Source organism: Curtobacterium sp. 8I-2, from assembly GCF_902506155.1.
Taxonomy (GTDB): Bacteria; Actinomycetota; Actinomycetes; order Actinomycetales; family Microbacteriaceae; genus Curtobacterium; species Curtobacterium poinsettiae.
The window spans coordinates 1,903,412-1,929,107 of the sequence record NZ_LR732827.1 but is presented as its reverse complement, the minus strand read 5'-3'; the positions used below and the strand labels follow the sequence as shown (position 1 = coordinate 1,929,107).

The 25,696-nt window shown below is 71.3% G+C and carries 21 protein-coding genes and 1 tRNA gene; 6 read left to right on the top strand and 16 right to left on the bottom strand.

Annotated features, from left to right (window positions below):
* Positions 1–28 precede the first annotated feature (28 nt).
* Positions 29–814: an isoprenyl transferase gene (locus BOSE127_RS12930; protein WP_031259495.1), complete on the bottom strand. Its 786-nt coding sequence runs from the start codon at positions 812–814 to the stop codon at positions 29–31.
* Between the two features lie 97 nt (positions 815–911).
* Here BOSE127_RS12930 and trhA point away from each other — a divergent pair, with 97 nt between their 5' ends.
* The gene (trhA, locus tag BOSE127_RS12925) at positions 912–1,619 is read left to right on the top strand and encodes a PAQR family membrane homeostasis protein TrhA (protein ID WP_042537844.1); all 708 of its coding nucleotides are present in this window, start codon (positions 912–914) and stop codon (positions 1,617–1,619) included.
* A gap of 111 nt (positions 1,620–1,730) precedes the next feature.
* Here the strand turns inward: trhA and BOSE127_RS12920 are convergent, their stop codons facing one another.
* Complete coding sequence (locus BOSE127_RS12920) at positions 1,731–2,036, bottom strand: hypothetical protein (protein WP_159557509.1); 306 nt, start codon at positions 2,034–2,036, stop codon at positions 1,731–1,733.
* On the bottom strand, positions 2,033–2,923 hold the full coding sequence (gene mca, locus BOSE127_RS12915; RefSeq protein ID WP_159557507.1) for a mycothiol conjugate amidase Mca: 891 nt from the start codon (positions 2,921–2,923) through the stop codon (positions 2,033–2,035). Before mca ends, BOSE127_RS12920 begins: the two co-directional genes overlap by 4 nt.
* Positions 2,924–2,942: 19 nt before the next feature.
* On the opposite strand from mca, the gene BOSE127_RS12910 reads away from it, so the two are divergent.
* Positions 2,943–3,434 carry a DUF4307 domain-containing protein gene (locus BOSE127_RS12910; RefSeq protein WP_017886738.1) on the top strand — a complete coding sequence of 164 codons (492 nt, stop codon included), beginning with the start codon at positions 2,943–2,945 and terminating at the stop codon, positions 3,432–3,434.
* Between the two features lie 71 nt (positions 3,435–3,505).
* Complete coding sequence (gene greA / locus BOSE127_RS12905) at positions 3,506–3,994, top strand: transcription elongation factor GreA (RefSeq protein ID WP_017886739.1); 489 nt, start codon at positions 3,506–3,508, stop codon at positions 3,992–3,994.
* Positions 3,995–4,143: 149 nt separating this feature from the next.
* Here the strand turns inward: greA and ilvA are convergent, their stop codons facing one another.
* Positions 4,144–5,403, bottom strand: a complete 1,260-nt coding sequence (gene ilvA, locus BOSE127_RS12900) for a threonine ammonia-lyase (RefSeq protein ID WP_017886740.1) — start codon at positions 5,401–5,403, stop codon at positions 4,144–4,146.
* A 48-nt stretch (positions 5,404–5,451) separates the two neighbouring features.
* On the bottom strand, positions 5,452–6,711 hold the full coding sequence (locus tag BOSE127_RS12895; RefSeq protein WP_042537710.1) for an AI-2E family transporter: 1,260 nt from the start codon (positions 6,709–6,711) through the stop codon (positions 5,452–5,454).
* A gap of 92 nt (positions 6,712–6,803) precedes the next feature.
* On the opposite strand from BOSE127_RS12895, the gene BOSE127_RS12890 reads away from it, so the two are divergent.
* Positions 6,804–8,099 carry a winged helix-turn-helix domain-containing protein gene (locus BOSE127_RS12890; RefSeq protein ID WP_159557505.1) on the top strand — a complete coding sequence of 432 codons (1,296 nt, stop codon included), beginning with the start codon at positions 6,804–6,806 and terminating at the stop codon, positions 8,097–8,099.
* Positions 8,100–8,103: 4 nt separating this feature from the next.
* Here BOSE127_RS12890 and BOSE127_RS12885 read toward each other — a convergent pair whose 3' ends face one another.
* Positions 8,104–9,006, bottom strand: coding sequence for a M48 family metalloprotease (locus BOSE127_RS12885; RefSeq protein WP_159557503.1), 903 nt, complete (start codon positions 9,004–9,006; stop codon positions 8,104–8,106).
* A 19-nt stretch (positions 9,007–9,025) separates the two neighbouring features.
* Positions 9,026–9,607 carry a LemA family protein gene (locus BOSE127_RS12880; RefSeq protein ID WP_056072837.1) on the bottom strand — a complete coding sequence of 194 codons (582 nt, stop codon included), beginning with the start codon at positions 9,605–9,607 and terminating at the stop codon, positions 9,026–9,028.
* Between the two features lie 218 nt (positions 9,608–9,825).
* Between BOSE127_RS12880 and BOSE127_RS12875 the strand changes: the two genes are divergently transcribed.
* Complete coding sequence (locus BOSE127_RS12875; RefSeq protein WP_159557501.1) at positions 9,826–12,246, top strand: Ig-like domain-containing protein; 2,421 nt, start codon at positions 9,826–9,828, stop codon at positions 12,244–12,246.
* Between the two features lie 104 nt (positions 12,247–12,350).
* Here the strand turns inward: BOSE127_RS12875 and BOSE127_RS12870 are convergent, their stop codons facing one another.
* The 8 genes from BOSE127_RS12870 to BOSE127_RS12835 all read right to left on the bottom strand — a co-directional run bounded on the left by BOSE127_RS12870 (position 12,351) and on the right by BOSE127_RS12835 (position 20,691).
* Positions 12,351–13,691 carry a threonine/serine exporter family protein gene (locus BOSE127_RS12870; protein WP_017886745.1) on the bottom strand — a complete coding sequence of 447 codons (1,341 nt, stop codon included), beginning with the start codon at positions 13,689–13,691 and terminating at the stop codon, positions 12,351–12,353.
* 69 nt (positions 13,692–13,760) lie between these two features.
* A tRNA-Leu gene (locus BOSE127_RS12865) sits at positions 13,761–13,834 on the bottom strand.
* A gap of 72 nt (positions 13,835–13,906) precedes the next feature.
* Complete coding sequence (locus BOSE127_RS12860; protein ID WP_140448412.1) at positions 13,907–15,382, bottom strand: NAD(P)/FAD-dependent oxidoreductase; 1,476 nt, start codon at positions 15,380–15,382, stop codon at positions 13,907–13,909.
* Between the two features lie 41 nt (positions 15,383–15,423).
* The gene (locus BOSE127_RS12855; RefSeq protein ID WP_042537715.1) at positions 15,424–15,972 is read right to left on the bottom strand and encodes a DUF501 domain-containing protein; all 549 of its coding nucleotides are present in this window, start codon (positions 15,970–15,972) and stop codon (positions 15,424–15,426) included.
* Between the two features lie 68 nt (positions 15,973–16,040).
* The gene (locus BOSE127_RS12850) at positions 16,041–16,574 is read right to left on the bottom strand and encodes an FtsB family cell division protein (RefSeq protein WP_052481662.1); all 534 of its coding nucleotides are present in this window, start codon (positions 16,572–16,574) and stop codon (positions 16,041–16,043) included.
* Between the two features lie 484 nt (positions 16,575–17,058).
* Positions 17,059–18,342: a phosphopyruvate hydratase gene (eno, locus tag BOSE127_RS12845; protein WP_027464494.1), complete on the bottom strand. Its 1,284-nt coding sequence runs from the start codon at positions 18,340–18,342 to the stop codon at positions 17,059–17,061.
* Between the two features lie 123 nt (positions 18,343–18,465).
* Positions 18,466–19,710: a histidine--tRNA ligase gene (hisS, locus tag BOSE127_RS12840; protein WP_159557499.1), complete on the bottom strand. Its 1,245-nt coding sequence runs from the start codon at positions 19,708–19,710 to the stop codon at positions 18,466–18,468.
* Between the two features lie 285 nt (positions 19,711–19,995).
* Positions 19,996–20,691, bottom strand: a complete 696-nt coding sequence (locus BOSE127_RS12835; protein WP_159557497.1) for a MazG family protein — start codon at positions 20,689–20,691, stop codon at positions 19,996–19,998.
* A gap of 90 nt (positions 20,692–20,781) precedes the next feature.
* On the opposite strand from BOSE127_RS12835, the gene nhaA reads away from it, so the two are divergent.
* Positions 20,782–21,960, top strand: a complete 1,179-nt coding sequence (nhaA, locus tag BOSE127_RS12830) for a Na+/H+ antiporter NhaA (protein WP_056072828.1) — start codon at positions 20,782–20,784, stop codon at positions 21,958–21,960.
* A 98-nt stretch (positions 21,961–22,058) separates the two neighbouring features.
* Here nhaA and mfd read toward each other — a convergent pair whose 3' ends face one another.
* Positions 22,059–25,667: a transcription-repair coupling factor gene (gene mfd / locus BOSE127_RS12825; RefSeq protein ID WP_042537720.1), complete on the bottom strand. Its 3,609-nt coding sequence runs from the start codon at positions 25,665–25,667 to the stop codon at positions 22,059–22,061.
* Between the last annotated feature and the right edge of the window lie 29 nt (positions 25,668–25,696).

Here is a 25,696-nt window from a genome sequence, read left to right as displayed (position 1 = left end):
AAGCGACGCTCAACGGACGAAGCGACGCTCAGCCGCCGAAGCGACGCGAGCGGAGCCCGAAGTCGCGGACCGCACGAAGGAAGTCGACCTCGCGCAGGTCGGGGTAGAACGCCTCGACGAAGTAGAACTCGCTGTGCGCGCTCTGCCACAGCATGAAGTCGGACAGCCGCTGCTCGCCCGAGGTCCGGATCACCAGGTCGGGGTCCGGCTGGCCCTGCGTGTACAGGTGGTCGCCGATGAGCTCCGGCGTCAGCACCTCGGCCAGGGTGTCGATGGTGCCGCCACCCGCGCCGTGCGACTGCACGATGCTGCGCATGGCGTCCGCGATCTCGCGACGGCCCCCGTACCCGACGGCCAGGTTGACGTGCAGCCCCGTGCGTCCGGCGGTGCGCTGCTCGGCCCGTTCGAGCGCGGTCACCAGGTTGTCCGGCAGCCCCTCGTTCGAGCCGACGTGCTGCACGCGCCAGTCACGGTTGTCGGCCAGCACCCCGGCGAGGTCGGCGATGATCCCGACGAGTTCCTCGAGCTCTTCGCCGCCACGACCCGTCAGGTTGTCGGCGGACAGCAGGTAGAGCGTCACGACCTCGATGCCGAGGTCGTCGCACCAGGTCAGGAACTCCGGGATCTTCGCGGCGCCGGCGCGGTGGCCGTGTGCGGCGGACTCGAGCCCGAGCTGCTTCGCCCAGCGGCGGTTGCCGTCCACGATCATGGCGACGTGCTTGGGCTTCGCGGCCCCTTCGAGCTGGCGGCGGATCCGGCGCTGGTAGGCGCGGTAGAGGATCCCCCGCCCTGTCCATCCCGCCGTCCCGGTCACGCACCGAGCGTAGTGCACCACCTGGACGAGAGCCCTGGGGGTGCCCGCTCTGCGGACACGTGGCGGTCGTTCGGGATCAGGCCCTATGGTCGGGTCCATGCAGGACGAGCACGAGACCGGCACCCTCCCCCACGTCCCGTTCACGGAAGAGGCGACGGCCCCCACGTCGGAGCCCCGTCCCGCCTGGCGCGGCTGGATCCACCTCGGCGCGTTCCCGTTCGCGATCGCGATGGGGGTCGTCCTGATCACCCTCGCCGACAGCACCGCGGCGAAGGTCGGCAGTGCGGTGTTCATGGCGACGTCGCTGGCGATGTTCGGCGTCTCGGCGACCTACCACCGGTTCCCGTGGGGACCGAAGGTGAAGGCCGTGCTGAAGCGCATCGACCACACGAACATCCTGCTGCTCATCGCCGGCACATACACACCGATCGCGATCTGCGCCCTGCCGCACACGCTGATGGTCGTCGTGCTGTGGGTGATGTGGTCGGGCGCAGCGCTCGGCATCGCGTTCCGGGTGCTCTGGATCAACGCGCCCCGCTGGCTGTACGTGCCGATCTACCTGGTGCTCGGGTGTGCTGCCCTGGCGCTGCTACCGCAGTTCTTCGCGGCGAGCGTCCCGATGACCGTGCTCATCCTGTCCGGCGGCGTCGCGTACATCATCGGGGCGCTGGTCTACGGCTTCAAGCGGCCGAACCCGGTGCCGACGCAGTTCGGGTTCCACGAGGTGTTCCACGCCCTGACCGTCGTGGCGTTCGGTGCGCAGTGGGTCGGCGTGCTCATCGTCGCGCTGGACCCCGTGCGCTGACCGTCGCACGTTCCTGGTGCGCCCGCGCCCGGTTCCGGTCGGCGCGCGCACAAGGCGGACGGGAGGCCCGTGGCGATGCCGCCACGGGCCTCCAGTCCCTACCCGGTCGCGTCAGCCGCGCTCGGTGTCGTCGCCGACGTCGGCCCGGCCGTCTTCGGCCGCCCGCCGCTCCGGCTCGTCCGTCGCGGTGCCGTCACCCGCGGTGCCGTTCGCCTCGGCCTCGAGCCGCTCCCGCACCTCGGCGCGGTAGCGGGTCCGGCGGATGCGCCGGGTCATGTCGACCACGAGCAGGATCGTCACGACGGCGACGAGCGCGATCGCGATGAACCCGACGACACCCGGGGTGACGTCGACGTCGGGGACGACCGAGGGGCTGGGACTGGGGGTGGCGGCGAGTGCCGCCGCGATGGTGCTCACGAGGTCGGTTCCTTGTCGGCTGGGATCCCGGCGAACAGGTCGGTCTCCGGGAGCTCGGTCGGCACGCGTGCCTCCACGAGCTGGTAGTCCTCGGTCGGCCACACCGTCGCGAGGAGGTCGTTCGGCCAGTAGAAGAAGGCGCTGTCCGGTGCGACCTGGCTGGCGTGCGCGCGGAGTGCGGCGTCACGCTGGTCGAAGTACTCGTGCACGTCCACGTGGGTGGTGGCGAGGTCGGGCCGGTCGGCGAACCGCTCGACCCACTCGCGCAGCTGCTCGACCGCGGGGCTGTCCGGGTCGCGCTCCTGCAGGGCTTCGAAGATCGTGCTGAAGCGGCGCGGGTTCATCGTGCGCTCGTAGTAGAGCTTCGCGATCGACCAGGGTGCACCGGCGGTCGGGTACGCCGACGGGTCTGCGGCGGCGGACCACGCGGCCATCGACACCTCGTGCGTGCGGATGTGGTCGGGGTGCGGGTAGCCGCCGTTCTCGTCGTAGGTGACGAGCACGTGGGGGCGGAACCGGCGGATCACGCGGACCAGCGCCTCGGTGCTGTACTCGAGCGGGACCGTCGAGAACGTGCCCGGCCGCACCGTCTCGCCCTTCTCGGCGTCGGGCAACCCCGAGTCGTGGTACCCGAGCCACAGGTGGTCGATGCCGAGTGCCTGCTGCGCCGCGGCCATCTCGGTGCGGCGGTACCCGGCCATGTCGCGGTGCGCACGGCTCGTCGCCGGCTCGCCGAGCTGGTTGTTCAGGATGTCGCCGGCCTCGCCGCCGGTGCAGGACACGACGAGCACCTGGTGCCCGTCGGCCACGTACTTCGCGGCGGTCGCGGCACCCTTGCTCGACTCGTCGTCGGGGTGGGCGTGGACTGCCAGCAGGCGGTAGGGCACGTGGGGTTCCTCACTGCGGGTGAGCGGCGTCGGACGCGGGCAGCGCACAGCATCGCGTGAACTACCCTGGGATCAGGATATCCACCCCGGGAGCCCCGAACTGTCCGAACAGCACCAGACCGCCACGCTCGACGAGCGCTACGGCCGCACCCCGGCCCGCAAGCGCCGCAGCCGCCTCTTCGCGATCGTCGCGGCCATCGCGGTCGTCGTGGTCTTCGGGGCGTGGGTGATCTGGGCGGGGCTCGACCAGTCCGATCGTGGCCTCGACCAGGACGTCATCGGGTACGAGGTCCTGTCCGAGCACAGCACCGTCGTCCACTCGCAGGTGTCCGTCGATCCGGGCGTCGAGGCGAAGTGCGCCGTCCAGGTGCTCGACAAGAGCTACTCGATCGTGGGCTGGAAGGAGATCACCGTGCCGGCGTCCGAACAGCGCAGTCGGAGCATCTCCACGCAGGTCACCACGACGACGCGGGGCGTGACCGGGTTGATCCACGACTGCTGGATTCCCTAGACTGTCCTGATTCGCCTCTCGAGACCGACCACTCGGCCGGTCTCGTTTTTTCATGGTCGAAGGGACAGAACATGAGCAACGACACGCAGGTCACCTGGCTGACCCAGGAGGCGCACGACCGTCTCAAGGCGGAGCTCGACGAGCTGAGCGGCGAGGGCCGTGCCGAGATCGCGCGCCGCATCGAGGCCGCTCGCGAAGAGGGCGACCTCAAGGAGAACGGCGGCTACCACGCCGCCAAGGACGAGCAGGGCAAGATCGAGGCCCGCATCCGCGTCCTCACCGAGCTCCTCAAGCACGCCACCGTCAGCGAAGCCGAGTTCGACGGCACCGTCGAGCCGGGCACCGTCGTCACGGCGGTCATCGCCGGCGACGAGTCCACCTTCCTGGTCGGCAGCCGCGAGATCGTGGCCGAGGGCTCGGACCTGACGGTCTACAGCCCGGTCAGCCCCGTCGGCGCGGCCATCGTCGGCCTCAAGGCCGGCGACAAGGCCACCTACACGGCGCCGAACGGCAAGGAGATCGCCGTCGAGGTCGTCAAGATCGAGCGCTACGAGCCGTAGACCCGGCCCACTGCAGACAGGAGGCCCGTGGCGAGACCGCCACGGGCCTCCTGTCTGTCCGCTGGTCGCGCCCAGGGCGCGGGGCGGACGCGGAACGACATGAACGCTGTCGCACGACAGCGTTCATCGTCGCGTCAGCCCGTCGCGGACTAGTGCTCCAGGAGCTCGGGGCGGAACCCGACCTCGTGCAGACGCTGGATGACCTCTTGCGCGTGCTCGGGGCCGCGGGCCTCGATCGACAGGTCGAGCGCGACCTCGTTGATGACCAGGCCCTGCCCGTGGCGGGTGTGCAGCACCTCGACCACGTTCGCGCCGGCGTCCGAGATGACCTGGGCGACGCGGGACAGCTGGCCCGGGCGGTCCGGCAGCATGATGCGGATCCCGATGTACCGGGACGCTGCCACGAGACCGCGGGTGATCACGCGCTCCATCATCAGCGGGTCGATGTTGCCGCCGCTCAGCAGCACCACGGTGCGGCCGGTGTCGCGGACGGCGCCGGACATGATCGCGGCGACGCCGACGGCCCCCGCGGCCTCGACCACGAGCTTGGCGCGCTCGAGCAGGACGAGCAGGGCGCGGGCGGTGTCGTCGTCCGAGACGGTGACGATGTCGTCGACCAGGTCGCGGATGATCGGGAAGTTCAGGTCGCCGGGCCGCGCCACCGCGATCCCGTCGGAGATGGTCGGCTTCGTGGTGATCGTGACGGGTTCACCGGCGCGGATCGACGACGGGTAGGCAGCGGCGTTCTCGGCCTGCACGCCGATCACCCGGATCGGCCGACCGAGCCGTTCGGCCATGCCCTTGACCGCGAGTGCGATGCCGGAGATGACACCGCCGCCACCGATCGGCACCACCACGGTGTCGACGTCCGGCACCTGATCGATGATCTCGAGGCCGAGCGTGCCCTGCCCCGCGATGACGGCCGGGTGGTCGAACGGCGGGATGAACACGGCACCGGTGTGGGCGGCGAAGTCCTTCGCGGCGCTCAACGCTTCTTCCACGGAGTGGCCCCGCAGCACGACGTCGGCGCCGTAGTGGCGGGTGGCCTGCAGCTTCGGCAGGGCGACCCCGACCGGCGTGAAGATCGTCGCGGGGATCCCGAGCTCGCGCGCAGCGAGCGCGACGCCCTGCGCGTGGTTGCCGGCACTGGCGGCGACGACGCCCTTGGCGCGCTGTTCGGCGGACAGGGTGGAGAGCCGGTTGTAGGCACCGCGCACCTTGTACGCACCGGTGCGCTGCAGGTTCTCGCACTTCAGGTGCACCGGGGACCCGAGCAGTTCGGCGAGGAACTGCGACGTCTCCATCGGGGTGACTCGCGCGACGCCCTTGATGGTCTCGCGCGCCGCCTCGATGTCCGCGAGGGTCGGGATCGCGGTGAGCGTGTGCGGGGATGCGCTGGTGTCGGTCACTCCCCCATCATCGTCGTTCCGAGCCGCGGCGGCGAACTCGTGTGACGCTCAGTTGGTGCTGGCGGTGCCTTCTTCGGCCGAGGGACCAGCGTCGACACCCGGGGCCGGGACGTCGTCGCCGACCTTGTGCCGGCGCCGCCGGAGCAACTGGATCTGGCCGTGCTGCCCGCGCTTCGGCGTCGCTTCGAGCACGTGGTCGGAGTCGAGCCGGCGCCAGCGGCCGCTTGCGATGGTGGTGACCATGGCGTTCAGCGTCGCGATCAGCGGCACGGCGAAGAAGGCTCCGGCGATGCCGGCGAGACCCGACGCCGCGGTGACGCCGAGGACGACCGCGAGCGGGTGGACCTTGACCGCGTTGCCCATGACGAGGGGCTGCAGGATGTGCCCCTCGATCTGCTGCACGAGGAGCACGACACCGAGCACCAGGACGGCGGCGAGGGGGCCGTTGAAGATCAGTGCGACGAACACCGCCAGGAAGCCCGTGACGATGGCGCCGACGACCGGGATGAAGGCGCCGAGGAAGACGAAGGCCGCGATCGGGATCACGAGCGGCATGCCACCGAAGAAGAGCCCGACGATGAAGGACCCCAGGCCGATGCCGACCGCGTCGACGAAGGCGACGAAGATCTGCACCCGGATGAAGCTCGTCAGGGTGATCCAGCCGGCGACACCGGCGCCGTCGACCGCTGCGCGCGCCTTCTTCGGGAACAGCCGGACGGACCAGCGCCAGACGTTCTTGCCGTCGATCAGCAGGAAGATCGTGGTGAACAGGGTGATGAAGAGCGCTGCGAACGCATGGGTTGCACCCGACCCGGCACTGGCGACACCGGACAGGATCGACGCGGAGTTGTCCTGCAGCCACTTCGTGCCGTCGTCGAGCCAGCCGTTGACGTCGGTCTGGCTGATGCCGAACCCGGAGTTCAGGACGAAGTCCTTGATGTTGGCGTACTGGTCGATCGTCCGGTCACGCAGGGACGGGTACGACGCGATCACCTGGTCGACGACGAGCCAGACCAGGGCACCCAGGGCCGCGACGCCGCCGAGCAGGCTCATGACGACCGCGAGCCACTTCGGCACGTGGTGCCGCTGCAGCCAGTTCGAGATCGGCACCAGGAGCGCCGAGACGACGATCCCGACCAGGAAGGGGATGAGGATCTCGCTGAAGACCGTGACCAGCCAGATGAAGACGGCGATCACACCCACGACGACGAGCGCTCGCCACGACCACGCACCGGCGATGCGGACGCCGATCGGGACCGATTCCTCGACCACGGGGTCGGGATGAGTCTGCTTGCTTCCCCATGCCATGGCCTGATTGTACCGACGTGCTTCCGGTCAGGTGCCAGATGCGGCATACGTGCATGGATCCTCGTGTCGGCGGCCTTCGGTAGCGTCGCCGCATGCCCAGGTCGACGCTCTCCGCCGCCGAGGCCCGTCGGGTCGCACTCGCCGCACAGGGGTTCGGACGACCACCCGCCAACGCGGTGTCGACACGTGCGGTGAACGCCGCGTTCGGGCGGCTCGGGCTGCTGCAGATCGACTCCGTCAACGTGTTCGAACGCAGCCACTACCTGCCGCTCTTCGCCCGGCTCGGCACCTACGACCGGTCGACGCTCGACCGGCTGACGCTCGGGCGGTCCGGCCCGTACACCGAGTACTGGGCGCACGAGGCCGCGTTCATCCCCCGCGACGACCTGCGGCTGTTCCGGTGGCGGATGGATGCCCTGCGGGAGCGCGACGCCGGACCGACCCGGATCGACGGGGTCACCCGGACCGCTGCCGTCCGCCGCGAGCTGCACGCCCTGCTGCGGGCCGAGGGGCCGATGCCCGCCAGCGCGGTGGAGCACGAGTCGAACGTGCGACGTGGCCCCTGGTGGGGGTGGAGCGACGTGAAGCTCGGGCTCGAGCAGATGTTCCGGTGGGGCGAGACGGTCAGCGCCGGACGCGCCGGGTTCGAGCGCGTCTACGCCCTGCCCGAGCAGGTGCTGCCCGACGGCTTCCTCGAGACCGCTCCGGCACGCGCCGACGCCGTGCTCGAACTCGTGCGTCGGGCATCGCGCGCGCTCGGTGTCGGCACCCGAGCGGACATCGCGGACTACTACCGACTGCGCTCCGACGACACCGCCGCCGCGATCGCCGCACTCGCCGCCGCCGGGGAACTCGTCCCGGTGCGGGTCGAGGGCTGGGGCGAGCGGGCCTGGCTCCACGCCGATGCGCGGGTACCCCGGCAGCTGACGGCGGACGCGGTGCTGAGCCCCTTCGACCCGGTCGTCTGGTTCCGACGGCGGGCCGAGCGGATGTACGGCTTCCACTACCGGATCGAGATCTACACGCCGGCGCCGAAGCGGGTGTTCGGCTACTACGTGCTCCCGGTGCTGCAGGACGACCGGCTCGTCGGTCGGATCGACCTGAAGAGCGACCGGCAGCGGGGCGTGCTCCGGGTCCGGACCGCGTGGCAGGAACCCGGCGAGCACCTGGACCCCGAGCGACTCGCCGAGACCCTGCGGCGGACCGCGAGCTGGCAGGGCCTGGGGGCGATCGAGGTGACCGATCGTGGCACCGCAGCACCTGCCGTTGCCGGAGCGCTCGGTCTCCCCCTGGTGCCGCACGTGTCCGCGGACGACACGGATGCGGCTCAGCCGGTCGCGCGTGCCGAGCAGGACGCGGCAGTCGACGACGCTGGTGACGCTCGCTGACCCGTCAGAACCGCTCGGCGTTCGCGCGCAGACGAGCGATGCGGTCGGGCAGCGGCGGGTGCGTCGAGAACAGCCGGTCCATCACCCCGGGGCGCATCGGGTCGGCGATCCACAGGTGCGCCATCGAGGAGTTCTGCGTCTGCACCGGACGGCCGTACGCCCCGAGCTTCTCGAGCGCCCGCGCCAGGCCCTCGGGGTACCGCGTGGTCATCACGCCCGTCGCGTCCGCCAGGTACTCGCGCTGCCGGGACACCGCGGCTTGCACGCCCGCCGCGGCGATCGGGGCCACGACGACGGCGGCGATGCCGGCGATCAACAGGACCGGGTTGGCGCTGCCGCCGTTGTCCGAGTTGCGGTTCCGCCCGCCGGACAGACCGCTGAAGACCGAGATGCGGAGCAGGATGTCGGCGATGAATCCGACGGCCACGACGAGACCGAAGACCATCGTGGACACCCGGATGTCGTAGTTGCGGACGTGCCCGAGCTCGTGCGCCATCACGCCCTGCAGCTCCTGGTCGTCCATGAGCTCGAGCAGCCCGGTCGTCGCCGCGACGACCGCGTGCTCGGGGTCCCGCCCGGTGGCGAAGGCGTTCGGGGCGGGGTCGGGGATGACGAACACCCGGGGCATCGGCATGCCGGTCGAGATGGCCAGGTTCTCGACGGTGCGCCAGAGTCGCGGCTCGGCGGCCCGGTCGATCTCGATCCCACCCGCGATGGCGGTGGCCTGTCGTGCCGCCAGGAAGTACTGCAGCACGGCGTAGCCCAGTGCGACCGCCAGGACGATGAACCCGATCGAGACGTTCCCGGCGAGGTACCCGCCGAGGACCCCGAGCGCACCGATGATCAGCAGGAACACCAGGACGATGACGACGGTGTTCCGCTTGTTCCGCGCGATGGCGCTGTACACGTCGGCTCCGACGCTGGGGTCAGAACTGGACGCGCGGCGGCTCGGCGATGGCCGCCGGCTCGTTCGTCTCGAAGAACGTGGCCTCGGTGAAGCCGCGGTTCTTCGCGAACGTGGAGTTCGGGAACACCCGGATCTTCGTGTTCAGCTCGCGCACGCCACCGTTGTAGAACCGTCGAGCGGCCTGGATCTTGTCCTCGGTGTCGACGAGCTCGGACTGCAGCTGCAGGAAGTTCTGGCTCGACTGCAACTGCGGGTACCCCTCGGCCACCGCGAAGACGCTCTTCAGTGCCTTCTGCATGTGTCCCTCGGCAGCGGAGGCCGTGTCGGCGTCACCGGCCGACAGGGTCTCGGCGCGGGCCTTCGTCACGTCGTCGAAGACCGCCTTCTCGTGCGTGGCGTACCCCTTGACGGTGTCGACGATCGTGGGGATGAGGTCGGCGCGGCGCTTCAGCTGCACCGAGATGTCGCTCCAGGCTTCGTCGACCCGGACCTTGAGCGTGACGAGCGCGTTGTACGTCACCCAGAGGTAGATCCCGATGATCACCAGGACGACCACCACCACCCCGACGACGATGAGCGTCGTGACGAGTCCGGTGTCCATGCGGGCGTACTCCTTTGCGCGTCGGGATCCGCGGTGCTGCGATGGCCTGAACGGCCGTCGTGAAGTCTATCGAGGCAGTCTGCATGCTCCGTTCGCTGAGCAGTGTTCACGGCCGATTCCCGAGTCACGCACACCGCGCATTCGGACTGCTGCCCGATCCGCAACCTCATCCGCGAGGTGTATTGACCAGAGGCGCTCGATCCCGTGGGATGGGTCCGGTGAACACGCGCGGGGACAACGTGGACGAAGGGGCCGTCGGGGGCGACGGCCCTCGTCGTCGACCCCGCTTCGCCCTGCTCGCAGCGGCGACGACGGTCCTCGTCGCGGCCCTCCTCGGTGCCGCGGCAGCACCGGCCGTCGCGGTCGCCGTGACTGCGGAGCCCCAGGCCGCCGCGGCTGCGGAACCCCGAGCCGCCGTGGCTCCCTCCGACGCGTCCCCGACCGCCGCCGAGCCGACGGCGAGTCCCGATCCGAGCGAGATCGCGCCGCCGAGCACGGGCCGACCGGGCGATCCGTTGCCGACCCCCACGCGTCCGGCCGTGCGGCCCACGATCGCGGATCCCGGTGACGTCACGACGGGCACCACCCGCTTCCACGGCACCGGCACGCCGGGGCACAGCGTCCGGGTGTCCGGTCCGACCGCGACCGGTTCGTCCGGGTGCACGGCTCGGGTGGGGTCCGACGGATCCTGGGCATGCCTCGGCACCGTCCGGTCCGGCCCGCAGCAGGTCTTCACGGTGCGTGACCTCGTCGCCACCGGACTCCCCGTCGCGAACGCTCCGGCCTCGGACGTCATCGTCCCGCCGACCCTGCAGGCTGCCGGCCCCACCGGCGGCACCGTGTCCGGCACCGGGTTCCCCGGATCGACGGTGACGCTGTCGGTGTCCGGGTCCACGACCGAGCAGACCGCCCCGGTCGGCCCGGACGGTCGGTGGGTCGCAACACTCGGCACCCGAGCGGACGGCCGGTTCACCGTGACCGCCTCGCAGACGGCCAGTACCGCGCGCGGCTACCGGTCCGACCTGCGGAGCGCGGCATCGGCGCCCGCGACGGTCACGGTCGACCGCACCGCACCGGCTGCCCCGCGCATCACGACGCCGGACGACGGCCAGCGGATCGGCACCCGGTCGACGACGGTGACCGGCACCGGCGAGCCCGGCGCTCGCGTGACGGTGTACGTCGATCGTGCTCCGGTGTGCGGCGTGGTGGTGGGGACGGACGCCTCGTGGTCGTGCTCCACCGCGGGATCGACCCTGCGCGCCGGCGAGCACCGGCTCACCGCGACGCAGCACGACGCTGCGGGCAACTACTCCCGGTCCTCGGCCGCCGTGCGGGTCACGGCGGGATCCGCGACGACGGCGCCGACCGGCACACCGACCCCGGGCGCGACGGACACCCCGGGGGGCCCCGGAGGGCCGACGCCGGGCTCCGACGCGACGGCGGGCACCCCCGGCACGGCGGGCACCGGCGTCGACGGCACGCCCGGCGCTGGCACGCCCGGCACCGGCAGCGGCACCGGAACCGGAACGAACAGCGGCAACCACGGCAACGGTGGCAACGGCCCCACGGCCGGCGGTGGCTCAGGCAGCGGCAGTGGCTCCGGCACCGGCAGTCCGGCCGGCGTCGGCAGCGCCGGAGGACACCCCGACTGGTCCGGCCCCGCCGGCGACTGGACCGCGGCGACCTCCTACGACGGCACCGTCCCGACCATCCAGGCCGCGTTCTCGTGGCGGACCGTCCTGGTCGCCACCGCCGTCGCAGCCGGGTTCCTCCTGTTGATCGCCGCGCCGCTGGCGCTGGTGGCCGCCGTCGCCCGCGGCCGTCTCCGGTCGCCGTTCGCCGGGCTCCTCGGCCGCAACCGCTCCCGGTCCGACCGTGCCCGGGGCGACGACGTCCTGCCGACCTGGGCATCCATCACCATCGCGGTGTCCATCGCGGCCCTCTGCACCCTGCTCGGCGTCGGTGTCGAGCTCGAGGCCCGGTACGCCCGTCTGGCGATCGCGGTCCTCGCCGGTACCGCGGTCCTGACCGCCGCGGTCGTGTTCGCCACACGGTGGGCAGCGGGCACCGACCACCGGACCATCGGCTTCCGGGTGTCGCCGTGGCTGGTGCTCGCGGCGCTCGTGGCCTGCGGCATCACGCGCGTGGCCGACCTCTCCCCCGCCCTCATCGTCGGCGTCGTCCTCGTCCCGTCGGGCAGGCCCGGTCTGGGCACCGGCCCGCTCCGCCTCGGCACCGGGATCGCCGCGAGCGCCCGGGGAGCGACCTGGCGGGTGCTGGCCCTGCTCGGTCTCGCGGCGGTCGGCTGGGTGCTGCACAGCCTGCTCGCCGGCGGGGGCTTCTGGGTGTCGCTCGGGTCGGAGTTCGCCATCACGCTGTGCGTCGGCGGCCTGGGTGCCGTGGTCGCGACCCTGCTGCCCGTCACCGGGTCCGCCGGCAGCGCGCTGCTCGCCGCTTCGCGCGGTCGGTACGTCGCGCTCGCGGTGGTCGCCGTGGCGCTGACCACGGCCGTCTACTCGGGGACCACCGGGACGCACGCTGCCCCGGTACTGCTCGTCGGGATCGCCGCAGCGTGCGTGGCGGCCGCGATCGCGGCCCTGGTCTGGCTGCGCACCGAGCGGCGCGCGGCGCGCGTCTGAAACGAGCCGGGCCTCCCGACCGGGTCCACTGGTCGCGTCACTACGGTGCTCGGACGGCGACGGCCTGGAGGCCCGTGGTGACGCCGCCCCGCGCCTGCCGTCCGTCAGCCGGTCGCGTCCACCGCGCGCCGCGGCGCGTTGCGGGCGAAGAGGCCGGGCAGGAGCCCGCCGATCTTCGTCCCGATGCACAGGCTGACGAAGGTCGCGAGCGGAGTGGCGAGCGCCTCGGGGTCGAAGGTGGCCACCGCCACCAGACCGACCGTCCCCGGCACGAGCAGCAGGAACGCCGGGAAGAACGACACCGTCGCCGGGATCGCCGGCACCAGCCGCTCGAGCAACCGTGTCGCGACGAAGAGCAGCGCCGCTGCGGCGCCGGTCGCGACGACACTGCCCCAGAGCGGCGTCGTCCCGCTCACCACGGCGTAGGCGGTGACCATGACCGCCACCGACACGAGCGTCAGGCGCCACCCGGACCGGAACACCAGGCCGAGTCCGACCGCGAGCACCACGACCGCCACCCACGAGACCCAGTAGACCGGCACGGCCTCCCAGCCGGCCAGGTCCGTGCCGACGCCCGCGACCTCGCCCACGAGCGCTGCCGACGACGGGTCCACGTGCAGCCCGGTCAGGGCACTGCCCGACGCGATGCCGGCGGCCATGAAGCCGAGCATGATGAGGCCCTGCACCAGTCGCGACGACCCGGTGACGATGTCCGCGGCGGTGAGTTCGAGCAGGGCATTGGTGATGAGGGCGCCGGGGACGAACACCGCCACCGGAGCGCACACGGCGAAGAGCGGGACCTGCTCGAACCCGGCACCCGCGGCGACGAGGCCGACGATGGCCGTCGACACGAACGCGGCCAGGAACGGGATGATCGCCACTGCCTCACGGAAGCGCCGGAGGACCAGGCCGATCACCCCGACCAGCCCACCGACGACGAGCGCCAGGACGATCGCCCACCACGGGCAGCGGAACACGACGGCCAGGCCGGCCGAGGTCAGGGCGTTGCCGAGGATCCACGGCAGGGCGGGCGGCGGGACGGTGCCGGCGCGGATGGCCCGGACGCGGGCGGGGATCTCGGCGAGGGCGATGGAGCCGCTCTCGAGCCCGAGCACCACGCGGTTCGCACGAGCCGCCTGGCGTGAGGACAGTTCGATGCCCTCGGCGTTGACGATGGTGGCGGCGCCGGTGGAGACCTCGCTCACCATCACCAGGGCGGGCAGGACGCCGATCGCGAGCGTCGGTCCGACCCCGGCGGCATCCCGGGCCTTCTCGAGCGCCGACCGGACGTCGGTGACGGAGCTACCGGCGTCCAGGAGCAGCGCACCGAGGGTGCCGAGGAGCATGCCGACCGGGACGCTCTCGCCGTCGACGACCTCGACGTGGGCCTCCGGTCGGCGGAGGGCGTTCTGCAGGTTGGCGAGTGCGCTTCCGAGTCCGACCACGATCGTCGATGCTACTGGTCGTGCGGGTTCCGCGGATTCCGCGGGTTCCGCGGGGTGCTCGGTCTTCGGTACCCCCGGTGGGACTCGAACCCACAACTCAGCGATTTTAAGTCGCGTGCCTCTACCGATTGGGCCACGGGGGCGGGCCGCAACAGCCTACCGATGCACGAAGGCGGTCACCCCGCACGGGGTGACCGCCTTCGTGGCGAGCGGTGCTACTTGGCGTCGGCCGGGGCCGTCACCGACTCGGGGGCGTTCGAGACGTCCTTCGCGGGCTCGCCGTAGACGGGGCCGGCGGCACCGGCGACCTTGCCCTCTTCCGGAGCGGGGGCTGCGGCGGGCGCAGCCGGGGCCTCGGCAGCGGGCTTCGGACGGGACGCGAACGCCTCGAACGCGGCACGCGGTGTCTCGCGGTCGTCGAGCGACACGATGTCGCGGCCCAGGAAGAAGCCACCGACCCAGTCGCCGATGACGCGCCACTTGCGCTCCCACGACGGCATGGCCAGGCCGTGGTAGCCGCGGTGTGCGCCCCAGGCCAGGAAGCCCTTCATGGCGAACTTGCCGGACTGGAACACACCGGTGCCCAGGCCGAGGCCCGCGACGGCACCGAGGTTCTCGTGCTTGTAGTCGGTCGTCGCCTCGCCACGGATGGTCGCGACGACGTTCTTCGCGAGCTGCTTGGCCTGGCGCACGGCGTGCTGGGCGTTCGGCACGCAGAACCCGCCGACACCGCCCCCGGTCAGGTCCGGCACGGCTGCGACGTCGCCGCAGGCCCATGCGTCGGCGATCACGCCGTTGTCGTCAACCACGCGCAGGTCGGGCTGCACGCGGATGCGACCGCGCTGCTCGAGCGGGAAGTCGGTGCCCTTGACCATCGGGTTCGCCATGACGCCGGCGGTCCAGATGATGAGGTCGGACGGGATCGTCTCGATCGCGCCGTCGCTCGTCTTGAGCTCGCAGACGCCGCCGACGGCCGAGGCCAGCTGCGTCTCGAGGTGCACGGTCGCGCCGCGCTCGGCGAGGTTCTTGAGCACCCAGTGCGAGGTCTCGAGCGAGACCTCGGGCATGATGCGGCCCATCGCCTCGACCAGGTGGAAGTGCGTGTCGTCGAAGGACAGCTGCGGGTGGCTCTTCAGCAGGTCGGTGACGAAGGAGCGGAGCTCGGCGAACACCTCGATGCCGGCGAAGCCACCACCGACGACGACGACGGTGAGCAGGCGGTCGCGCTCGGGACCGGCCGGCAGGTTCGCCGCCTTGTGGAAGTTGCTGAGGATGCGGTCACGGATGGACGCGGCTTCCTCGATGGTCTTCAGGCCGATGGCCTCGTCCGCGACGCCCGGGATCGGGAACGTGCGGGACACCGCGCCGGCGGTCATGACGATCTGGTCGTAGGACTCCTCCCACGCCTCGCCCTCGGTGGGGGTGATCGTCGCCGTCTTGGTGGCGTGGTCGACCTTGGTGACCTTCGCCGTGACGACGCGCGTCTTCTTGAGGTGACGGCGGTGCGCGACGACCGCGTGACGCGGCTCGATCGAACCGGCGGCGACCTCGGGCAGGAACGGCTGGTACGTCATGTACGGCAGCGGGTCCACCATGACGACCTCGGCTTCGCCCTGGCGAAGGTGCTTCTCGAGCTTCCATGCGGTGTAGAAACCGGCGTAACCGCCGCCGACGACGAGGATCTTGGGCACGGGGGATGATCTCCTTGGATGGGGGGTGTGCGGGAGTCGGGTCAGACTTCGCCGCCACCCGCCCCGACTCCAGCGTCTGCACCGTCATCATACGCCCGGCACACGCACCGGGAGGGCGACCAGTCCGCGCGCTCCAGCGCGAGGTCGCCGATGGGGTTGACGCCGGGTCCGGCGGCGAGGGCGTGTCCGACGAGGGCGTGCAGGCACTTCACGCGGGTGGGCATGCCACCGGCGCTGATGCCGTCGATCTCGTCGACGTGTTCGATCGACTCGCGGTCGGCCAGGTAGGCCTGGTGGGCCGCGCGGTACTGCGCGGCGACTGCGGGGTCCTCGAGCAGGGCTGCCAGCTCGGGCATGACCTGGTTGGCCTCGAGGGTGCTGACCGCAGCGGTGGCCGCGGGGTGGCACAGGTAGTAGAACGTCGGGAACGGGGTGCCGTTCGACAGCCGGGGCTTCGTGGAGACGACGGTGGGGTTGCCACAGACGCAGCGTGCCGCGATCCCGATGACGTCACGTGCCGGTCGGCCGAGCTGCGCCGACACGACCTGGACGTCGCGGTCGGAGGGCGGGTCGAAGGGAGGGGTCGTCACGGGAACGTGAGCCTACCGGAGAAGCGGAACCCCGCGCACCGTCGGCCCGGACGGCTCCGCGCCTCGGACTACTTGCTGTCGCCCGTACCGGAGACGTCGGGGGCGACGAGGTCGGCAGCACGCTCGTCCGTCAGTCCGGACTGCATCACCGACGAGAGCATCGCCTGCACCCAGTCGACCTTGGGGGTCTGCACCTTGGCGCTCACGGGGGTGCCGGATTCGGTGGTCGGGGTCTTCGCGGCCCGCTTGTCCTCGGTGCCCATCACGAGGTAGCTCTCCTCGCCCGGGTACACGTAGAGCAGCCGGTCGCGGGCCTGCGCCTCGATGTAGGCCGGGTCGTCCCAGCGCGCGACGTCCTGCTTCTTCTGCGTGACGTCGGCCTTCTGGTTGGCGACCTCCTGCTGCTGCTGGGCGATCTGCTCCTGCTGCTGGATGAGCGTCCGGAGCGACGGCGCGAGCACCACCACGAACAGCACGATGATCGCGAGCATGAGCAGGCTGAACCCGGAGAAGTGGATCGAGCGGTACCAGGGGTGCGCGGGCGTGCTGCCGTCGGGCATCGCCACGGGGACGCGGCGGACGCGGGGCTTCTGGCTGGGCACGGTCCGACGATAACCCGGGCTGGTCGGTCGGGCAGCCCGGCACGCGGCCGTTCGGCGCCCTCTCAGCGTCTCGCGTCCCACGGTGCTGCCCAGCAGAAGACGCCGTCGTCTCGTCGAGACGCCTCCGGATTCGACGGCGTCTCACGGACTTCGCGGCGTCAGGCTGACACGACGGCGTGACGCCGGCGGCGGGCGGGTCCGGGTCCGATCGAGGCAGCCGGGAGGCACGGCTCCGGCCCGTCCGTCCGCCCCGCACTCGGAGTGGTCACCACACACCGCCCGACGCACGTCCGGTGGTCACGTCCTGTCGGCCGGGCCCGGGCCAGCCGACGACTCGTGACCACTCGACGCAGCGCGCGCGGCACGTGCTGACCGCACGGCGCATGCTGACCGCTCGGCAGTCCGGGGCCGCACACACGACGAGACGCCGTCCTCGTGGAGGAGGACGGCGTCTCGGTGGTGCGGGTGCTGCTGGCCCGGCTGGTTACAGCGACGCGGCGCGCGGGAAGGCCGAGCGGCCGGCGTACACCGCGGCGTCGCCGAGCTCTTCCTCGATGCGGAGCAGCTGGTTGTACTTCGCGACGCGGTCCGAGCGGGCCGGGGCGCCGGTCTTGATCTGACCACCGTCGACCGCGACCGCGATGTCCGCGATCGTGGTGTCCTCGGTCTCGCCGGAGCGGTGCGACAGGATCGAGGTCAGGCCGTGACGGTGCGCGAGCGAGACCGCGTCGAGGGTCTCGGTGAGCGTGCCGATCTGGTTGACCTTGACGAGGATCGAGTTCGCGGCCTTCTCGTCGATGCCCCGCTGCAGACGCTTCGGGTTCGTGACGAACAGGTCGTCGCCGACGATCTGGACCTTGTCGCCGAGTTCGGCGGTCAGGTGCGACCAGCCTTCCCAGTCGTCCTCGGCCAGCGGGTCCTCGATGGTGACGAGGGGGTAGTTCGCGACGAGCTCGGCGAAGTAGGAGGTGAACTCCTGGCTCGAGAGCTGCTTGCCCTCGAACTGGTACTTGCCGTCCGAGAAGAACTCGGTGGACGCGACGTCGAGGCCGACGGCGATGTCCTTGCCGGGCGTGTAGCCGGCCTTCTCGATCGCGGTGAGCAGGAAGTCGAGCGCGGCGCGGTTCGACGCGAGCTCCGGCGCGAAGCCACCCTCGTCGCCGAGGCCGGTGGCCAGGCCCTGCTTCTTCAGCTCGCCCTTGAGGGCGTGGTAGGTCTCGACGCCCCAGCGGAGTGCCTCGGAGAAGGACTCGGCGCCGTACGGCACCAGGAAGAACTCCTGGATGTCGACGTTGGTGTCCGCGTGGGCACCGCCGTTGACGACGTTCATCAGCGGGACGGGCAGCGTGTGCGCGTTCGGGCCGCCGAGGTAGCGGAACAGCGGCAGGTCGACCGAGTCGGCTGCGGCACGGGCGACGGCGAGCGAGGCACCGAGGATCGCGTTCGCGCCGAGGCGGGACTTGTTCTCGGTGCCGTCGAGCTCGATGAGCGCGGCGTCGACGAGGCGCTGGTCGGTGGCGTCGAAGCCCTCGAGCGCCGGGCCGATCTCGTCGAGGACGGCGTCGACGGCCTTGAGCACGCCCTTGCCGCCGTAGCGCGAGGCGTCGCCGTCGCGCAGCTCGTACGCCTCGAACGCGCCGGTGGATGCACCGGACGGGACGAGCGCGCGGGACACGACGCCGTCGTCGAGGAGGACCTCGACCTCGACCGTCGGGTTGCCTCGGGAATCGAGGACTTCGCGTGCGCCTACGGCATCGATCAGGGCCACGGGGTACTCCCTACACATTGGTTGTGGTGATTGCGGTGTCGATCCTAGCGAGCGGAGGTGAACACGACGTCGGCCGTGACGCCGACCTGTGGACGAGTCCGTGCTGGAACGGGGACAGGGTGCTCAGTCGAGCGGGCGGAACGCGACGCCCTCGAGCGACGCGGTGTCGGCCGAGACGGTCGCGAACGCCGTGAAGCCCTGCGCGGCGAGGCCGGCGAGCAGGTTCTTCGTGTTCTTCGTGCGGCGCTCGAGCCGGACGCGCCGGTGGGACGCCAGCGCCTCGGTCTTCAGCGCGGCGAGCCGGACCGGGTCGACGTCCTTGTCGTACACGAGCACGACGGCGTCGGCCTCGGCGGACTCCGGCAGGGTCACCAGGTCGACGAGCCGTTCGAAGCCGAGCGAGAACCCGACGGCGGGGACGTCCTGCCCGAGGAACCGGCCGATCATGCCGTCGTACCGGCCACCGCCACCGAGGCTGTAGCCGAAGTCGGGGTGCGCGACCTCGAAGATCGTGCCCGTGTAGTAGCCCATGCCGCGCACGAGCGTCGGGTCGAACCGCAGGTCCACCCCGGGCAGCGCCTCGCGCAGGCGGAGCAGGTCGGCGAAGGCCTCGGCGTCCAGCCACGGCGCGCCCTCGACCGACGTCCAGTCCGCGGCCTCGAGCGCGCGGATGGTGTCCTCGAGCCCGGGCAGGTCGGCGCCCACGGTGCTGCGGAGCTCTGCCGCGACGCCGTCCGCGCCGATCTTGTCGAGCTTGTCGATCGTGATGAGCGCGCGGTCGGCAGCAGCGGGCTCGGTGATCCCCCACGACGCGAGGAGTGCCAGGAGGATCCGGCGGTCGTTGATCCGGATCGTCGTGCCACTGACACCGAGGGCGTCGAGGGCCGCCGTCGTCGCGCGGATGAGCTCGATCTCGGCGAGCTGCCCGGGCTCCCCCAGGATGTCGATGTCGCACTGCACGAACTGGCGGTAGCGGCCCTTCTGCGGGCGCTCAGCGCGCCAGACCGGGGCGATCTGCACGGAACGGAAGACCGACGGCAGCTCCGCACGGTGCGAGGCGTAGAAGCGTGCGAGGGGAACGGTCAGGTCGAACCGCAGACCGAGGTCGGCGAGGTCCAGCGGGGCCACGGCGCCCTGCAGGTCCTCGGTGGTCAGCCCGCGCTTCATCACCGCGAACGCCAGCTTCTCGTTGTCGCCACCCAGCCCGGAGTGCAGCCGCGCAGCGTCCTCCACCACCGGGGTCTCGATCTCGTCGAAACCGTGCCGCGAGTAGACGTCCCGCACGACACCGAGCACGTGCTCGCGCCGGGCCTTGTCCGCCGGGAGGAAGTCACGCATGCCACGGGGTGCCGTCACGGTCGTTGCCATGCGGCCAATTCTGGCAGACGGCCGTCCCCGGCTTGCGCGCCTTCCGATCCACTGGCATACTGCATGCAGAACCTCGGTCCGGATCGTGCCTGATCCACGTTCCGGATCGTTCGCGGGGCGACGTGCTGCAGTGCGTCCCGCGGTTCGAGCGGGATTCCCTGTCGGCCCCTCTCCCTGGTGGAGCCGACGCCCGCTCACGGGCGCCCTCTCTTTTTCGGGTTGGGAGGGCGCCCGTTCTCTCCCGCCCGGATCCTCCGAGCCCGGAGCGACCTCGCGCACCGGGGATCACTCTGCAGCGCGACCGGCCTCCTCGAGCTCCGTCACCGCGGCCCGCAGACTCGCGACCGGGTCCACCCCGCGCCCCGCTGCAGCCGCGATCTCCCCGAGCACCGCTCGCCCCCACACGGGGTCGGCCGTGCCCACCCCGTCGTCCGCCGCCAGCGCGGCGGACGCACCACGGGCCTCCAGGCCGACGCCGGAACCGGCCCCGACGACGGAGGCGACGACCGCGTCGGCGTCCCCACGCTCCTGCAGCCGTTCCAACAGCTTCACCGCACGCTCCAGCGGCGGCATCGCCCGCGGCACCCCGTCGAACGCACTCCGCCGGCTCGCCTTCTCGGACGCCTTCGCCGCACGCCAGACCCGCACGACGTCCTCGACGGTGTCCGCCGTCTCGTCACCGAACACGTGCGGGTGCCGCCTGGTCATCTTGTCCCGCACCCCGGCGGCGACGTCCTCGAGCGTGAAGTCCCCCGCCCGGGCGGCGATCCCCGCGTGCAGGACCACCTGGTAGAGCAGGTCGCCGAGTTCCTCGCGGACGTCGGCCGGGTCGCCGTCGTCGATGGCGTCGACGAGTTCGTACGACTCCTCGACGGCGTACCGGGCGAGTGAGGCGTGGGTCTGCGCCCGGTTCCAGACGCACCCGCCGTCCTCGGCGAGCAGGCGGTCGACGACGGTCACGAGGTCCGGTACGGCGGTCATCCGGCCATGGTCCCACTCCCGTAGACTGGCAGTGGTGTGTCGGGAAGTCTGGTCGACGGACACTCACCCGACCCCTCGAGACGGAGATCCATGTCGTCCCTCGTCCGCTCCCCCCGCTTCAGCGCCATCGCGCTCCTCACCGCCGCCGTGCTCGGCCTGGTCGTGGCGAACTCCCCGATCGGCCCCGGCCTCGAACGGCTCCTCGACGCGCACCTGCCGCTCGGTGCGCTGGGCCTCGACCTGTCGATCGCGCACTGGATCAGCGACGGCCTGCTCGCGGTCTTCTTCCTGCTCGTCGCGATCGAGCTGAAGCAGGAACTCGTCGACGGTGAGCTGTCGAACCCCAAGACCGCGATCATCCCCGCCATCGCCGCGGTCGGCGGCGTGCTCGTCCCGGCCGGCATCTTCCTGCTCGTCACCGCGGGCACGCAGTACACGCACGGGTGGCCGATCCCGACGGCGACGGACATCGCGTTCGCGCTCGGGGTGCTCGCCATGTTCGGTCGCGGGCTGCCGAGCGGCATCCGGGTGTTCCTGCTCGCGCTGGCCGTCCTCGACGACCTCATCGCGATCATCATCATCGCCGTGGTGTTCGCCCACGACACCGACTTCCTGGCCCTCGCCGGTGCCGTCGTCACGCTCGTGGCGTTCTGGCTGCTCGGCCGGATGCTCCGTCCGGGGCGCTCCGGACAGACGCTCATCATCGTGGCGATGGTCGTCGTCGGGCTCCTGACCTGGTGGCTCGTCTACCACTCCGGCGTCCACGCCACCATCGCCGGCGTCGCCCTCGGGCTCGTGCTGCCCCGCCGCCCGGGCCACACCCTGCACGAGAACGTCGAGCCGTGGTCGAACGCCATCGTGCTGCCGGTGTTCGCGTTCGCGTCGGCCGCCGTCATCATCCCCGCGGTCGGCATCAGCGAGCTCTCGCCCACGTTCTGGGCGGTCGTCCTCGCCCTGCCGGTCGGCAAGGTCATCGGCATCACGCTGTTCGGCACGATCGCCACGCGGATCTTCCGCTCGCCCGGCCGCTCGTCGCTGTCGTTCTTCTCGATCATCACCGTCGGCGTGCTCGGCGGCATCGGGTTCACGGTGTCGCTGCTCATGAACGAGCTGGCGTTCGCCCGCAACGAGGAAATCCTCGACGAGGGCGTCCTCGCCGTGCTCGTCGGATCGGGCATCGCCATCGTCGCGTCGGCGGTCGTCGTCACCCTGCGTGCGCGGGCGTACCGCGCGCGCCGCGAGCTGTCCGAGGCCGAGGACACCGAGTAGCGGCTTCGCACCCGTTCCGCGACACGGCACGCGTCGTTCGACGCGTGGATCGTCGCGGGCGGCGTGCGCGCCGTGGACGTGGCCGCGACGGGCCGCGTCTACGCGGCCGGCGCCTCCGCCGGGGTCGTCGCCCCGTACACGGCGGTGAGGATGCTCTCCACCCACTGGATGAGGGCGTCGTCCGGCAGCGCCTGGTCGTGCGGGCGCGGCACGGGGATGCTCGACGCGTTCTGCTGCGGGAACCAGCGCGCCCCCGGGAACATGCGCTTCAGGCGCACCTGCGACGAGTCGGCGAGCTCCGTGCCGGCGACCCGCAGGTTGGAACCCATCACGACGACGTCGGACAAGCCGACCTGCTGCGCCATCCGACGCAGGCGGGAGACCTCGACCAGGGTCTGCACGGCCTGCGGCGGCTGCCCGTAGCGGTCGGTGAGCTCGTCGAGCACCATGTCGATCGCGTTCGGCTGCGCCGTCGGAGCCGAGGCCGCCGACAGCTTCTGGTACGCCTCGAGCCGGAGCCGCTCGGACTCGACGTAGTCCTCGGGGATGTGCGCGTCGACGGGGATCTCGAGGCGGAGCTCGGTCTGCCCCTCGGCGACGTCGCCACGGAACTGCGACACCGCCTCGCCGATCATCCGGAGGTACAGGTCGAACCCGACACCCGCGATGTGGCCGGACTGCTCACCACCGAGCAGGTTGCCCGCCCCGCGGATCTCGAGGTCCTTCATGGCGACCTGCATGCCCGCACCGAGCTCGTTGTTCGCGGCGATGGTCTCGAGGCGGTCCTGCGCGGTCTCGGACAGCGGCTTGTCGGAGTCGTAGAGGAAGTACGCGTACCCGCGCTCGCGGCCACGGCCGACCCGACCGCGCAGCTGGTGCAGCTGCGACAGCCCGTACTTGTCGGCCTTGTCGATGATGAGCGTGTTGGCGTTCGCGATGTCGAGACCGGTCTCGATGATCGTCGTCGAGACGAGGACGTCGAAGCGACGCTCCCAGAAGTCGACCATGACCTGCTCGAGGGTGGTCTCCGACATCTGCCCGTGCGCCACGGCGATGCGGGCGTCCGGCACGATCTCGGCCAGGTGTGCGGCGACCGACTGGATGTCCTTCACCCGGTTGTGCACGTAGAACACCTGGCCCTCGCGCAGCAGCTCGCGACGGATCGCCGCCGCCACCTGCAAGTCGGACTGCGGCCCGACGAAGGTCAGGATCGGGTGGCGGTCCTCTGGTGGGGTGGCGAGGGTCGACATCTCGCGGATGCCCGTGACCGCCATCTCGAGCGAGCGCGGGATCGGGGTCGCCGACATCGCCAGCACGTCGACGTTCGTCTTGAACTTCTTGAGCTGGTCCTTGTGCTCGACGCCGAACCGCTGTTCCTCGTCGATGATGACGAGACCGACGTCCTTGAAGGTGATGCCCTGCGACAGGATCCGGTGGGTCGCGATGACGATGTCGACCGTGCCGTCAGCGAGCCCGGCGATGGTCTCCTTCGACTCCTTCTCGGTCTGGAACCGGCTCAGGGCGCGCAGGTGCACCGGGAACCCGGCGAAGCGCTCCTGGAAGGTCTCCATGTGCTGGCGGACGAGCAGGGTCGTCGGGACGAGCATGACGACCTGCTTGCCGTCCTGCACGGCCTTGAACGCGGCGCGGATCGCGACCTCGGTCTTGCCGTAGCCGACGTCGCCGGAGAGCAGGCGGTCCATCGGGATCGGCCGTTCCATGTCGCGCTTGATCTCGTCGATCGTGGTGAGCTGGTCGGCGGTCTCGGCGAACGGGAACGCCTCTTCCAGCTCGCGCTGCCACGGGGTGTCGGGACCGAACGCGTGCCCCTTCGACGCCATCCGCGCCGAGTACAGCTTGACCAGGTCGACGGCGATGTCGCGGACGGCCTTGCGCGCCTTCGACTTGGCGGCGGACCAGTCCGAGCCGCCCATCTTCGACAGGGTCGGGGACTCACCACCGACGTAGCGGGACAGCTGGTCGAGCTGGTCGGTCGGCACGAAGAGCTTGTCGCCCGGGTAGTTGCGCTTCGACGGCGCGTACTCGAGCACGAGGTACTCGCGCTGCGTCTTCACCGCGTTGCGTCCACCCGAGCTCACTTCGCGGCTGACGAGCTCGACGAACTTGCCGATGCCGTGGGTCGCGTGCACGACGACGTCGCCCGGCTTGAGCTGCAGCGGGTCGACGACGTTCTTGCGCCGGCTCGCGAGCTTCTTGACGGTGCGGGCCCCCTGCTGGACGCTGCGGCCGTAGAACTCGGCCTCGCTCAGGACCGCGATGCGGGGGTCGGGGATGGCGAAGCCGTGCTCGACGGTCGCGGTCGTCACGACGGCGAACCCCGGCTCGGGCGGCGCGTCGACCGCTGCGGCATGGGCGGCGACCCCGGCGTCGGCCAGCACCTGCACCGCACGTTCGACGAGGCCCTGCCCCTGCGCGGTCACCACGACCGCCCACCCGTCGTCGGTCAGCGACTTGACGTGCGCGATCGCCCCGTCGGCGCTGCCCGCGAAGCTCGGCACCGCTTCGGCCCGGACGCGGATGTACTCGCCGGCTTCGGCAGCGGCCTCGGCGTCGGTGAGGACGCGCTCGGTGTCCCCTTCGTCGAGGCCGGAGTCGAACGGCGACACCGTCCACCAGGTGCGCTGCCCGCGGGTGTTCTTGAGCTGCTGCACGGTCAGGAAGTTGCCCGCGTCGAGGTCGATCGGGGCCTGTGCCCCGGCGACCGCTGCGCTCCAGGCCGCCTGCAGGAACTCGGTGTTCGTCTCGGCCAGGCTGTTCGCGCGGCCGTTCACCCGCTCGGGCGAGAACACCGCGATGGTGGCGTCGTCCGGCAGGTAGGAGGTCATCGGAACGAGGTCCTGCACGAGCGCCGGAGCGAGCGACTCCATGCCCTCGACCGGGATGCCCTCGGCGATCTTCGCGAGCATCTGCGACAGGTTCGGGAACTCGTGCAGCATCTCGCGGGCCCGCTGCCGGACTTCGTCGCTGAGCAGGAGCTCGCGCGAGGCGGTCAGCTCGACCGAACCGAGGTCGTCCTCGGTGGTGCGCTGGTCGGCGACGGAGAACGCCTTGATCGCCTCGATCTCGTCGCCGAAGAAGTCGACACGCGCCGGGTGGTCGGCCGCCGGCGGGAAGACGTCGAGGATGCCACCGCGCACCGCGAACTCACCACGGCGGGTGACGAGGTCGACGCGCGAGTAGGCGAGGTCCACCAGCTGCGCCGAGATCGCCGCCAGGTCGTTGCCCCGCGAGTCGGTCCGGAGCACCACCGGCGCCAGGGACGTCAGGTTGCTCGCGATCGGCTGCAGCGCGGCTCGGACGCTCGCGACGACGACGGTCTGGCGCCGCTCGGTCGGGTCCGTCGCCTGCCACGCAGCGAGCTTGCGGAGCGTCGCGATGCGTGTGCCGACGGTCTGGGGGCTCGGGCTGAGACGCTCGTGCGGCAGGGTCTCCCACGCGGGGAACTCGAGCACCTCGGCGTCGGGGACGTAGCTGCCGAACGCTTCGCGGACCGCTTCGGCTTCACGCCCAGTCGCCGTGATGACGAGGACGCACTGCGGACCGTTGCGCTCGGCGAGCAGCGCACCGAGCAGCGGCACGCGCAGGCCGTCCACGACGGAGAAGTCGGCGTCGCGCGGTGCGGCGCGCAGCACGCGATCGAAGGCGGAGGCGCGCGAGAGCGCAGGGATGATGCCCGAGATCGTCACTCAGGAGATGGTACCGGCCACCACCGACG

Excerpts from the sequence above, each read along its gene's own strand:
- BOSE127_RS12890 (WP_159557505.1), top strand. The coding sequence starts at position 6,804 with ATGCCCAGGTCGACGCTCTCCGCCGCCGAGGCCCGTCGGGTCGCACTC.
- BOSE127_RS12835 (WP_159557497.1), bottom strand. The coding sequence starts at position 20,691 with ATGACCGCCGTACCGGACCTCGTGACCGTCGTCGACCGCCTGCTCGCC.
- trhA (WP_042537844.1), top strand. The coding sequence starts at position 912 with ATGCAGGACGAGCACGAGACCGGCACCCTCCCCCACGTCCCGTTCACG.
- hisS (WP_159557499.1), bottom strand. The coding sequence starts at position 19,710 with ATGGCAACGACCGTGACGGCACCCCGTGGCATGCGTGACTTCCTCCCG.
- greA (WP_017886739.1), top strand. The coding sequence starts at position 3,506 with ATGAGCAACGACACGCAGGTCACCTGGCTGACCCAGGAGGCGCACGAC.
- BOSE127_RS12880 (WP_056072837.1), bottom strand. The coding sequence starts at position 9,607 with ATGGACACCGGACTCGTCACGACGCTCATCGTCGTCGGGGTGGTGGTG.
- nhaA (WP_056072828.1), top strand. The coding sequence starts at position 20,782 with ATGTCGTCCCTCGTCCGCTCCCCCCGCTTCAGCGCCATCGCGCTCCTC.
- BOSE127_RS12895 (WP_042537710.1), bottom strand. The coding sequence starts at position 6,711 with ATGGCATGGGGAAGCAAGCAGACTCATCCCGACCCCGTGGTCGAGGAA.